The 11834-nt window shown below is 71.4% G+C and carries 11 protein-coding genes; 4 read left to right on the forward strand and 7 right to left on the reverse strand.

Going from position 1 to position 11834, the window contains the following annotated elements; genetic code table 11:
* Window positions 1–94 precede the first annotated feature (94 nt).
* The 3 genes from AB0K14_RS16025 to allB form a co-directional block, all read right to left on the reverse strand.
* A complete protein-coding gene (locus AB0K14_RS16025; RefSeq protein WP_360447219.1) occupies window positions 95–1636 on the reverse strand; it encodes an alpha/beta hydrolase in 1542 nt (513 codons plus the stop codon).
* 124 nt (window positions 1637–1760) lie between these two features.
* The gene (gene alc / locus AB0K14_RS16030; RefSeq protein WP_360447217.1) at window positions 1761–2759 is read right to left on the reverse strand and encodes an allantoicase; all 999 of its coding nucleotides are present in this window, start codon (window positions 2757–2759) and stop codon (window positions 1761–1763) included.
* Between the two features lie 86 nt (window positions 2760–2845).
* Window positions 2846–4135, reverse strand: a complete 1290-nt coding sequence (gene allB / locus AB0K14_RS16035; protein ID WP_360447215.1) for an allantoinase AllB — start codon at window positions 4133–4135, stop codon at window positions 2846–2848.
* Window positions 4136–4308: 173 nt separating this feature from the next.
* Here allB and uraD point away from each other — a divergent pair, with 173 nt between their 5' ends.
* Genes uraD through pucL form a run of 3 tightly spaced genes read left to right on the forward strand, consistent with a single transcriptional unit; the run spans window position 4309 to window position 5969 of the window.
* The gene (gene uraD, locus AB0K14_RS16040; RefSeq protein ID WP_360447213.1) at window positions 4309–4794 is read left to right on the forward strand and encodes a 2-oxo-4-hydroxy-4-carboxy-5-ureidoimidazoline decarboxylase; all 486 of its coding nucleotides are present in this window, start codon (window positions 4309–4311) and stop codon (window positions 4792–4794) included.
* 2 nt (window positions 4795–4796) lie between these two features.
* A complete protein-coding gene (locus tag AB0K14_RS16045; protein WP_360447597.1) occupies window positions 4797–5087 on the forward strand; it encodes a hydroxyisourate hydrolase in 291 nt (96 codons plus the stop codon).
* A gap of 3 nt (window positions 5088–5090) precedes the next feature.
* Window positions 5091–5969 (forward strand): factor-independent urate hydroxylase, encoded by an 879-nt coding sequence (pucL, locus tag AB0K14_RS16050; protein ID WP_360447211.1) that lies wholly within the window; start codon window positions 5091–5093, stop codon window positions 5967–5969.
* Between the two features lie 53 nt (window positions 5970–6022).
* Here the strand turns inward: pucL and AB0K14_RS16055 are convergent, their stop codons facing one another.
* From AB0K14_RS16055 to aceB, 3 genes are all read right to left on the reverse strand, one after another.
* The gene (locus AB0K14_RS16055) at window positions 6023–6481 is read right to left on the reverse strand and encodes an Imm1 family immunity protein (RefSeq protein ID WP_360447209.1); all 459 of its coding nucleotides are present in this window, start codon (window positions 6479–6481) and stop codon (window positions 6023–6025) included.
* A gap of 75 nt (window positions 6482–6556) precedes the next feature.
* Window positions 6557–7753 carry an aldolase gene (locus AB0K14_RS16060; RefSeq protein WP_360447207.1) on the reverse strand — a complete coding sequence of 399 codons (1197 nt, stop codon included), beginning with the start codon at window positions 7751–7753 and terminating at the stop codon, window positions 6557–6559.
* Window position 7754: 1 nt separating this feature from the next.
* The gene (gene aceB, locus AB0K14_RS16065) at window positions 7755–9287 is read right to left on the reverse strand and encodes a malate synthase A (RefSeq protein WP_360447205.1); all 1533 of its coding nucleotides are present in this window, start codon (window positions 9285–9287) and stop codon (window positions 7755–7757) included.
* A gap of 83 nt (window positions 9288–9370) precedes the next feature.
* On the opposite strand from aceB, the gene AB0K14_RS16070 reads away from it, so the two are divergent.
* Entirely contained in the window at window positions 9371–10123 is a 753-nt protein-coding gene (locus tag AB0K14_RS16070) for an IclR family transcriptional regulator (RefSeq protein WP_360447203.1), read from the forward strand.
* A 170-nt stretch (window positions 10124–10293) separates the two neighbouring features.
* On the opposite strand, the gene ftsY is transcribed toward AB0K14_RS16070, so the two are convergent.
* The gene (gene ftsY / locus AB0K14_RS16075; RefSeq protein ID WP_360447201.1) at window positions 10294–11727 is read right to left on the reverse strand and encodes a signal recognition particle-docking protein FtsY; all 1434 of its coding nucleotides are present in this window, start codon (window positions 11725–11727) and stop codon (window positions 10294–10296) included.
* Window positions 11728–11834: the final 107 nt, after the last annotated feature.

Genomic DNA, 11834 nt, shown 5'->3' on the forward strand with positions numbered 1-11834 from the left:
ACGTGCCCCGGTTCGTCGCCCTGTACCGCGGTCGAGCCTGCCAGACCGGCCGGGACCGCCTCCGCCGGGTGGCGGAGGCGGTCCTCCGGCCGCGTTAGCCCAGCCAGCCCGGGATGGCCGGGGTCGGGCCTGCCGGGAGGGGCTTCGCGTCGAGCGTCGCGACCGACTGCGGCGCGGGCTCCACGGCCGCGCACCGGGCGCCCGGGCGCGGGGTCTTCAGGCTGACCAGGTAGTCGTCCGTCGCACGACGCGTGCAGTCGCTGCGGTCGTAGACGCCGTGGCCCCAGCCCTCGTAGGTCAGCAGGACCGTGGTGTCGCGGCTCTGCCGGTGGGCGTTGGCCGCCCACTCGTAGCCGGTCGCGGGGTCGTGCAGCGCGTTCATCATGAGGATCTTCGGCGCGTGCTCGATCCTGAGCCGGTGCTGCGGGTTGTTCACCTTCTCCGGCAGGCCGACGCAGCCCGCCATCGCGGTGTGCCCGAGCGCCGAGCCGCGCATGTGCGGCGCGATCTGCCGGGCCCGGTCGACCAGGGCGGAGAACTCGCGGTGGTCGCGCACCCGGATCGCCCAGTCCTGGCAGAACACCGCCGCGAACGGGTTGCGGGCGGTCTCCGCCGCGAACGCGACCGGTGCCGGCGCCGCCGTGCCCGCGCCGAGCTCCACCAGCCACTCCGACAGCCGCTGCCAGTCCGGGCCGTAGAACGCGCCGAACGCGTTGCCGATGATGTCGTCGGCGGGCACCTTGCGGCTCGGGTCGAGCGGGTCGACGATCTCGCCCCGGTCGGCGCGGGCCAGCAGGTCGTCCCACACCTCCGCCACGTCCTGGCCGTGCAGGGCGCACGACTCGGCGCGGTCGCACCACTTCACGAACTCGCGGAACGAGTCCTCGGCGGTCTCGGCCTCCGTCTCGTTGAACCGCCGCGTGCCGAGGCTGTGGTCCATGTTGGAGTCGATCACCATGGCGCGGATGTCGCGCCCGAACTCCTCGGCGTACTGCTGGCCGATGAGCGTGCCGTAGGAGACGCCGTAGTAGTTGATCTTGCGCTCGCCGAGGGCCTTGCGCAGCGCGTCGATGTCCTTGACGACCGCGCCGGTGTCGGCGTGGTCGAAGATCGGGCCGCTGTGCTCGCGGCAGTCGGCCGCCAGCTCGCGGTTGTACGCGGCGAGGGCGTCGAACTCCCGCTGGTCGGTCGGGTAGAGGGACGGTTGTGCGCGCAGCAGGTCGAGCGAGCACTGCACCGGTTGGCTGCGCGCCACGCCACGCGGGTCGAAGCCGATGATGTCGAAGCGCTGCTGGACCTCGGGGCTGAAGTAGCCGTCCGCCCCCAGCGCGAAGTTCACGCCCGAGCCGCCGGGGCCGCCCGGGTTTATGACCATGACGCCGATCCGCTTGGCCGGGTCGGTGGCCTTGCGGCGGGCCACGGCGAGGTCGAACCTCTCGCCGCGCGGGTTCGCCCAGTCGATGGGCAGGCTCAGCGTGCCGCACTCCACCTCGGCCAGTTCCGGACACGGTTTCCAGTCGATGCGCGCGTGGCCCTGCGCCTGCGGCTCTGTTTCGGCCGACGCCAACGACGTCGTCCCCGTGACGAGCGCGAGGGCGGTGACCACTCCGCCGAGCGCCCTGGTGATCGGTCGCACAGGTTCCTCCCTAGTTCCTGTTCACCCAATCGGGTTTCCGCAGGTTTCCAGGGCGGTTGAACACGCCACAACCGACTGAAGTCTTAGCCGCAATCAGCCCATGGGCTGACAACTTTTCCCCATGTCAGCGCAAGTCCTGGTAGCGCTGGGTGATTACCCTGAGACCGTCGGCGGTCAATCGGCCGAACAGCCGCAGCCGTGCCATCCCGCCGTCCGGGTAGATGTCGAGCCGCGCGTGGGTGGTCTCGGCGGTCTGCTCGACGCGGAAGCGGTGCCGGGTGTCGGGCTGCAAGCGGGTGCGGGGCAGCACGTCGAACTCCGCGCCGGTGCGCGCGTCGCGGCCCCGGATCGACGCCCAGCCCGGCGCGTTGCCCTTGAAGTGGCTGGTGTCCAGTTCGGCGAGCCGGATGACGCCGGGCGCGGCCAGTTCGACCTCCACCCAGTCGTTGCCGTCGTCGCGCCTGCGCGCGGTCTCCCAGCCCTCGCCCATGAGCGTGGCCTGACCGGGCGCGATCAGGTTGCCCGGGTCGCTGTAGAACCTGTTGCTGCACCCGGTGATCGACGCGCCGTTCTCCACCGCGGCCAGGTCCAGCGCGTCGGGCACGATCAGGTCGGGATCGGCCACCGGGTTGCCGAACACGCGCAGCCGGGCCACGCCGCCGTCCGGGTAGATGGTCAGCCGCACGTGGGTGTACCGGCGGTGGGCGGAGACCTCGAAGTAGTGCTTGCGGTCGCCTTCGAGCGGCGACCTGGGCACCACGGTCTCCCAGCCGGTCAGCTCGTCGGGCGCCGGGTAGCCCTCGGCGGAGGTGGCCTCGACCGACGCGAACGGCGGGTAGTTGCCCTTGAAGAACGCGGTGTCGACCACCACGCCCCTGATCACGCCCGGCAGACCGAGGCGGACGATCGCGCGGTCCTCGCCGCCCTCACGCCGGCGGCGGGTCTCCCACCCGTCGTAGAGCTGGCCCTTGTGGCCGAACGTGTAGGTCCGGTACTCCGGCTCGGGCTTGCGGATCAGGTTCTCGCGCTCGGCGAACGACTCGTCGTTGGCCCACACCACGCCGCCGCCCACCGAGCGGCAGGCCAGGTCGGGCAGGCGGGTCCACTCGGGGGCCTCGGTCATGCGTCTCCTCCGCTCGGTGCTCGGCTCCCGCCGAGGTCGTCCCACGCTCGGCTCCGCCGAGGTCGTCCCAGGCCCGGGTCGGCAACTCAGGTCCGGGTCAGCAACCGCCCACGTGGTCGGTCGTCGATCGGCTGCCCGCGCAGCCACGTGCGGCGCACCACGCCCGCCAGCGGACGGCCGTGGTAGGGCGTGACGGGGTTGCGGTGGTGCAACGCGGCGCGGTCCACCACGAACGCGTCGTCCGGGGCGAACACGCAGAAGTCCGCGTCCGCGCCGGGTGCGATGCGCCCCTTGGTGGTCAGCCCGACCAGGTCGGCGGGCCGGGTGGCCATCCACCGGACCACGTCGGTCAGCCCGTGACCGCGCTGCCTGGCCTGGGTCCACACCGCGGGCAGACCCAGTTGCAGGCTCGCGATCCCGCCCCAGGCGGTGGCGAAGTCGCCCTGCTTCAGCTCCGGCGTGCACGGCGAGTGGTCGGTGACGACCAGGTCGATCAGGCCGTCGCCCAACGCGCGCCACAGCTGCTCGCGGTTGGCCGCGTCGCGGATCGGCGGGCAGCACTTGAACTCCGTCGCCGTGTCGCCGATCTCCTCCGCGGTGAAGGTCAGGTAGTGCGGGCAGGTCTCGGCGGTGAGCCGCAGGCCGAGTTCCTTGGCGGTCCTCACCTGCCGCACGGCCTCGGCGCTGGACAGGTGCAGCACGTGCAATCTGGCCCTGGTCTCGTTGGCCAGGTCCACCACCGCGGCGACGGCGTGCGACTCGGCCCGGTGCGGCCGGGAGTCGAGGAACGCGCGGTAGTCGGGACCGGGCTCGGTGACCTCGTGAGGGTCCTCGGCGTGCACGATCGTGAGGGCGTCGCGCGAGCGCAGCCGGGCCAGCGCGGCGCGCAGCTCACCCTCGGTGACGTGCGGGAACTCGTCCACGCCCGAGTGGATCAGGAAGCACTTGAAGCCGAACACGCCCGCGTCGTGCAGCCCGGGCAGGTCGTCGAGGTTGGACGGCACGATGCCGCCCCAGAACCCGACGTCGACGTGCGCCTGGTCCCGCGCCGCCTCCCGCTTGGCCTCCAGCGCCGCGACCGTGGTGGTCGGCGGCAGGCTGTTGAGCGGCATGTCGACGATCGTGGTGACGCCGCCGGCCGCCGCCGCCCTGGTGGCGCTCGCGAAGCCCTCCCAGTCGCTGCGGCCCGGGTCGTTCACGTGCACGTGCGTGTCGACCAGGCCGGGGAGCAGCACCTCGTCGTCGGCCAACTCCACGACGGTCCCGGCGTCCAGCCGGTCGGCCACGGCGACGATCCGACCGCCTTCGACGCCGACGTCGGCACGGCGTTCACCATCGGGGGTGATCACTCGGGCAGCGCGCAGCACCAGGTCCATGGCCGTCACTCTCCCAGCCGGTCGGCGGCGATGCGACCGGCACACCGCCCGGTACGTCCAGCAACAAAGCAGGTCTCCAGGCCTCGCGCAAGACTGTTGACACGCTTCGAGGGCGCTCGTAGCGTCCCCCTCTGCGGAAAAGAGATTCCGCGATACAGAAAAGGAAAGCTTCTGTGCCCGATCTGGAAGGGTTCAACTCCGCGCCGGCGGCTGAGCTCCGCCCCCTGCTCTCCGAATGCCTCACGGTGCCGCGCTGGGTCGACGCGCTGCTGGCCGGCCGCCCGTACGCCGACGTGGACGCCCTCCTCGCCGCGTCCGACCGGCACGCGGACCTGAGCGACGAAGAGGTCCACGGCGCCATCGCGGGTCACCCCCGCATCGGCGAGAGCGCCCCGGGAGGCGGTGCGTCGGCGAAGTGGTCGGCCGACGAGCAGTCCGGCGTCACGGCGCCGCTCGCCGACCGGCTGCTCGCCGCCAACGCCGCCTACGAGGACCGGTTCGGGCACATCTACCTGGTGTGCGCGACCGGGTTGAGCGGCGAGCGGATGCTGGAGGACCTCGTCGCCCGGATGGCCAACCCACCGGACGTGGAACTGCGCGTGGTGAACCGGGAGCTGGCGAAGATCGCGGCGCTGCGGCTGAGGAAGGTGCTGGCATGACGGTGTCGCTGTCCACCCACGTGCTGGACGCCGAGGCCGGTCGGCCGCGCGTCGGCGTGCCGGTCCGGTTGGAGCGCGACGGCGCGGTGCTGGCCGACGGCGTCACCGACGACGACGGCAGGCTGCGGTTCGCGGCGGAGCTGTCGCCCGGCGTGCACCGGCTGGTCTTCCTCGTCGACACGCCGTTCTACCCGGAGATCACCGTGACGTTCCGGGTTACCGGCGACCCGAAGCACCTGCACGTGCCGATCCTGTTGAGCCCGTTCGCCTTCACGACCTACCGAGGGAGCTGACCGATGGCCATCGTCCTGGGGCCGAACCAGTACGGGAAGGCGGAGAACCGCCTCGTCACGGTGACCCGCGACGGCGCCGTGCACACGATCAGGGACCTCACGGTCAGCACCTCCCTGCGCGGCGACCTGGCGGACACCCACCTCACCGGCGACAACGCGAAGGTGCTGGCGACCGACACGCAGAAGAACACCGTCTACGCGTTCGCCAAGCAGTCCCCGGTCGGTGAGATCGAGGACTTCGCCCTGCGCCTCGGCCGGCACTTCGTCTCGTCACAGGAGGCGATCAGCGGGGCCCGCGTGCTCGTCAACGAGCACTCGTGGGAGCGCATCGAGGGCCACGACCACTCGTTCGTGCAAGGCGGCAACGAGAAGCGCACGACCGCCGTGACCGTCGACGGCGAGCGCGCGTGGGTGGTGTCGGGCGTGCGCGACGTGGTCGTGCTGAAGTCGACCGGGTCGGAGTTCCACGGTTTCCCGCGCGACGAGTACACGACGTTGAAGGAGACCGACGACCGGATCCTGGCCACGTCGGTGACCGCGCGGTGGCGGTACCAGGGCACCGGGATCGACTGGGCGGAGAGCTTCACCGCGATCCGGCGGCTGCTGCTGACCACGTTCGCGGCCAAGCACAGCCTGTCGTTGCAGCAGACGCTGTACGCCATGGGCGAGGCGGTCCTGCGGGCCCGGCCCGAGGTGGCCGAGGTGCGGCTGTCGATGCCGAACAAGCACCACTTCGCGGTCGACCTCTCGCCGTTCGGGCTGGAGAACGACAACGAGGTGTTCTACGCCGCCGACCGGCCGTACGGGCTCATCGAGGGGTCCGTGCTGCGGGACGACGCCGAGGACGCCGGGTCCGCCTGGTACACGCTGCCGTCGTTCTGAGTGGCGCCGACCGTGCTCCCGGGCCGGGGAGCACGGTCACTCCTGGCTGCCCGTCACTTCCGGTGCAGGGCCATCCGCTGCAACCGCCACTCGTGGAACAGGTCGGCCTCCTCGTACCAGTCCACGACGGTCGGCCGGCGGGCGGTGGACATGAACTCCACCAAGATCTCGCGGTAGGTCGTCAGCGGTACGCCCACTCCCGGCGGGAAGTCGGTGTAGGTCTCGTCCACGTACGGCGCGTCCGGTTCGCCCTTCGGCCAGCCGGTGAACTCGTCGTCCACGTAGTTGAGGTAGCCCCACCGGCCGCGCACGGCCAGCACCAGGTTGTGGTCGCTCTCCCCTTCGGCGTCGGGCGCGCGGCCGAAGTGCTCCAGCATCCCGTCATTGCACTCGGGCCGCGCCAAGGCGGCGATGAGCACGTCCACGTCCGCCGCGCACGCCACCACCTGGTAGCGGAACTCCGCCCGCTCCAGGTCCGGCAGCCCGGTCCACAAGCCGGCCCGCATGGTCATGCACACACCCTGGCCGGTGTCGCACGGTCCGGCCGCTCGCCGGTTGGAGAATCACCCCATCAAGCGATGCCGTGATCACTCCCTTCTAGCTAGTGCCTGAAGATCGGTCACGCTGAGTCCCGTCGCGCGGTGGATCTCGTCCACGTCCAGGGCACCGCAGTCCAAGGCACGCAGGAACGACGTGGACAGCGCCTGAGCGGTCGCGGGCTCGTCCAGCACCGAACCGCCCGCCCGTTCCACGTACGCCCGCAGCCGGCGCGCGTCCGCCTCCACGCCTTCCAGGTAGAACGCGTGCACCGCCGCGTACCTGGTCACCAGCTGCGCGGGGTGCAGGTCCCAGCCCTGGTAGAAGCCGTGCGCCAACGACCGCCGCACCAGCCGGTAGTGCGTGCGCCAGCCCTCGTGCACGTGGTCGCCGACCGGCAGCACGTTGGTGGAGCCGTCGGACAGCGCGACGCCGGTGCCCGCCGCCGAGACCTGCATGACGTTGCGGGCGAAGTCGCACGCGCCGTGCGCCAGGTGCTGGTGCGCCGCACCCAGGCCGCAGCCCGCCGTGTAGTCGTACGTGCCGAAGTGCAGGCCGCTGACCCGCCCTCGGCCCGCCTCGATGAACCGAGGCAGGGCCAGCCTGCCCTGCGGGTCCACGATCGACCGGGTCGTCTCGACCTGGATCTCGAACCGCAGCGGCAGCCCGAACAGGTCCAGCACGTCGCCGAGCACCTCCACCTGCGCCACGGAGGTGACCTTCGGGAACGTGATCACGAAGCCCTCGGGCGCGCCGCCCAACGCGGTGAGGAAGACGTCCAGCGTCCGGATGCCGCGCTCGCGCAACGCCCTGGTGTCGAACGACTTCATCCGCAGCCCGAACCTCGGCGGTGCCACGCCGTCCCGCACCCAGTCCCGCACCACGAGCGCGGTGCGCTCGGCGTCGGAGTCCTCGTCCTCGTCGGACCGGACCCCGTAGCCGTCCTCGAAGTCGACGCGGAGGTCCTCCACCGGTTCGACGCCGAGCTTCGCCCGCACCCGACCGTGCACGACCTCCGCCACGTCCGGTGTCAGGTCGAGCACGTCGGCCAAGCCGCCCGGCGCGTGCGCGTCCAGCGCCGCAAGCGCTTGCGCACCCCAGTCGCCCGGCGTGGACGACGTCACCCGGTCGGCGGGCACGTAGCAGGTGTGCACCGGCTGCCTGCCCGCCGGCGGGTGCGGCTCCACATCGGACAGCCGTGCGGTGACCGCCCGCACCGCGTCGGCCGACAACGACGTCCGCGGCACGTCAGCCGATCCGCTCGTAGGCGGGCAGGGTCAGGAAGTCCACGAACTCGTCGGCCAGCGCGACCTGCTCGAACAGCTCCACGGCCAGGTCGAGGTGCTCGCCCTCCAGGTCCTCCTTCACCCGCGCCAGCACACCGCGCACCAGCTCGGCGGTGACCGGCGTGCCGTCGTCCAGCACGACGTCGTTGTGCACCCACTGCCACAGCTGCGAGCGGGAGATCTCGGCGGTGGCGGCGTCCTCCATCAGGTTGTGGATGGCCGCCGCGCCGTTGCCGCCCAGCCAGGACAGCAGGTACCGCACGCCGACGTCCACGGCGGACTCCACGCCCGCCCGGGTCGCGCTACCGCCGGTCGACTTGAAGTCCAGCAGCTGCTCGGCGGTGACGGACACCTCGGGCCGCAGCTCGTCGAGCTGGTTCGGCTTGTCCGACAACCTGTCGTCGAAGATCTCCCGGCACACCGGAACCAGGTCCGGGTGGGCCACCCACGAGCCGTCGAACCCGTCGTCCGCCTCACGGGTCTTGTCCGCGTGCACCTTCTCCAACGCCTGCGCGGTGACCTCCGGGTCACGCCGGTTCGGGATGAACGCCGCCATGCCGCCCATCGCGAACGCGCCGCGCTTGTGGCACGTGCGCACCAGCAGTTCGGTGTAGGCGCGCATGAACGGCGCGGTCATCGTGATGCTGTTGCGGTCGGGCAGCACGAAGTCCGCGCCCCCGTCGCGGAAGTACTTGATGACGCTGAACAGGTAGTCCCAGCGGCCCGCGTTCAGGCCCGACGCGTGCTCGCGCAGCTCGTAGAGGATCTCCTCCATCTCGAACGCGGCGGGGATCGTCTCGATCAGCACGGTCGCGCGGACCGTGCCGTGCGGGACGCCCAGCCGTTGCTGCGCGGCGGTGAACACGTCGTTCCACAGCCTGGCTTCGAGGTGGCTCTCCATCTTGGGCAGGTAGTAGTACGGCACGCCCAGCTCGGCGTTGTGGAAGAAGTGCAGGCCGAAGTCGACCAGTGCGCCCACGGCGGGCTTGCCGTCGATCTCCAGGTGCCGCTCGGGCAGGTGCCAACCGCGCGGCCGGACCACGATGGTGGGTCGGGCCACGTCGTCGCGCAGGGCGTAGCGCTTGCCCTCCGGTGAGGTGTGCTCGATCGTGCCGCGGGCCGCGTCGTAGAGGTTGACCTGGCCGGAGACCACGTTGTGCCAGTGCGGGGTGTTGGCGTCCTCCAGGTCGGCCAGCCACACCTTCGCGCCGGAGTTCAACGCGTTGACGGTCATCTTCCGCTCGGTCGGCCCGGTGATCTCCACCCGCCGGTCGCGCAACGGCTCGGGCGCCTCGGCGACCTTCCAGTCACCCTCTCGCACCGCCTGCGTCTCCGGCAGGAAACCCAACCGGCGGCGCTGCGCCCGGCGGGCGATCAGCTCGTCGCGGGTGGCGGCGAAGTCGCGGTGCAGCCCGGCGACGAACTCCAGCGCGTCCGGCGTGAGGATCTCGTCCCCGCGCTCCACTTCGCCCCCGAGGACGCGAACACCGGACATGGAAGTCCACCTCGATTCCGATCGGTTTCTACTTCGCGGACTATAGTTTTCACCACGCGGAACGGCAACGAAGGAGTGTGACGGTGGCACAGGAGTCCACGGGCGGCGTCCAGTCGCTGCGACGCGCCTTCGACCTGCTCGAACGCCTGGCCGACGCGGGTGGCGAGGCGAGCCTGTCCGAGCTCGCCGCCACCTCCGGCCTGCCCCTGCCGACCATCCACCGGTTGATCCGCACCCTGGTCACGCTGGGGTACGTGCGGCAGAACAGCAACCGCCGCTACACGCTCGGGTCGAGGTTGATCCGGCTCGGGGAGAGCGCGTCGCGGCAGTTCGGCACGTGGGCGCGGCCGTTCCTGGCGCGGTTGGTGGACCAGGTGGAGGAGACCGCGAACCTGGCCGTGCTCGACGGCGACGAGGTGGTGTACGTGGCGCAGGTGCCGTCACGGCACTCGATGCGGATGTTCACCGAGGTGGGTCGCCGGCTGCTGCCGCACGGCACGGGCGTGGGCAAGGCGATGCTGTCCCAGCTGCCGCGCGACGAGGTGCGCGCCCTGCTGGCCCGCACCGGCCTGCCCGCGTACACGCCGAACACGATCACCGACCCGGACGAGCTGCTGGCGTCCCTGGACCGGATCGCCGAGCAGGGCTACGCGCTGGACGAGAGCGAGCAGGAGCTGGGCGTGCGCTGCATCGCCGTCCCCCTGCACGGCGCCCCGACCCTGGCCGCCGTCTCGATCTCGGGCCCCGACAGCCGCCTGACCAAGGACTCGCTGACCCGGATCATCCCCGAGGTCCTGGCCACCGCCACCCGCCTCTCCACCCAATCCCGCCGCTGACCAACCGCGCGTGTCGAACCTCCAGGTCCCGCGTGTCGAACGCCCAGGACCCCCGAGTTCGACGTTCGCGTCGCGCTGGTGCGACCTGAGCGTTGAACTCGGGGGTCCTGGAGGTTCGACTCGCGAGACCTGAGTGTTCGACTCGCGGGGCTTGAGGGTTCGACTCGCGGTTAGGTGAGGAGGGCGTCGACGAAGGCGGTCGGTTCGAACGGGGCCAGGTGGTCGGCGCCCTCGCCCAGGCCGACGAGCTTGACGGGGACGCCCAGCTCGCGCTGGACCTGGAACACGATGCCGCCCTTGGCGGTGCCGTCGAGCTTGGTCAGCACGATGCCGGTCACGTCGACCACCTCGGCGAACACCCGCGCCTGGGTCAGGCCGTTCTGGCCGGTGGTGGCGTCGAGCACGAGGAGCACCTCGTCGACCTTCGCCTGCTTCTCCACCACCCGCTTGACCTTGCCCAACTCGTCCATCAGGCCGGTCTTGGTGTGCAGCCGGCCCGCGGTGTCGATCAGCACCGTGTCGACGCCGTCGGAGACGCCCTGCTTCACCGCCTCGAACGCCACCGACGCCGGGTCCGCGCCCTCGGCACCCCGGACGGTCGACGCGCCCACGCGCGAGCCCCAAGTCTCCAACTGGTCGGCCGCGGCGGCACGGAAGGTGTCCGCCGCACCCAGCAGCACGGTGCGACCGTCGGCCACCAGCACGCGGGCCAGCTTGCCGGTCGTGGTGGTCTTGCCGACGCCGTTCACGCCGACCACCAGCACGACGGCCGGCTTCACCCCACCGGAGCCGTTGGCGTGCGGCAACGCGTTCACCGCGCGACCCATCTCCGGGTGCAACGCCCCCACCAGCACGTCCCGCAGCAACGCGCGGGCGTCGTCGGACGTGCGCACACCGCGCGCCACGATCTGCTCCCGCAGCGCCGTGACGATCTGGTCCGTGATCGCCGCACCCAGGTCCGCCATCAGCAGCGTGTCCTCGATGTCGGTCCACGAGTCCTCATCCAGGTCACCCGCGCCCAGGAGCCCCAGCACGCTCTGGCCGAACGTCGACCGCGACCGGGAGAGCCGTCCGCGCAGCCGCTCCAGCCGACCGGCCGTCGGCTCGATCTCCTCGATCTCGGAGGCCGCCTCGGGCAGGTCGACCTCGACGAACCCGCGCTTGACCGAGTCACGGGGCACGGCGGCGTCGTCACCGACACCCGGCTGACCGTCGACCTCGGTGCGCTCGGCGACGGGGTGCTCGACGGGCTGGGCGGGCTCGACGGGCTTGGCGGGCTCGACCGGCTTGGCGGGCTCGACCGGCTTGGTGGGCTCGACCGGCGCGGGAGCGGGCGACGCCCCGGCACGCTCGACCGGCTTGGTGCGCTCGACTGGCTTGGTGCGCTCGACCGGCTCGGCCGGTCTGGTCGGTTCGGCCACCGGCGGCGCGGGCGCGCTGAACGAGATCGCGCCACCGGCCTGGTAACCCTTGGCGGGCTTGTCCTGCTCGGGCTCGATGATGCTGATCCGCCGGCGCCGCGCCAGCACGACGCCCGTCACGAGGGCGACCGCGAGCAGTGCCGCGACGACGACGATGATCCAGATCAGGGACGTGGTGGACACGGCGCAATCCTCGCACGCCACCACATGTTGACGATCGACGAACCAGATTGATTTCCGGCAACTTTCCCACGAACACTCTTGCGCCGGCGGTCTGTGTGGAATAGACC

Origin of the sequence: Actinosynnema sp. NPDC050801 (assembly GCF_040673975.1) — a bacterium.
Lineage (GTDB): Bacteria > Actinomycetota > Actinomycetes > Mycobacteriales > Pseudonocardiaceae > Actinosynnema.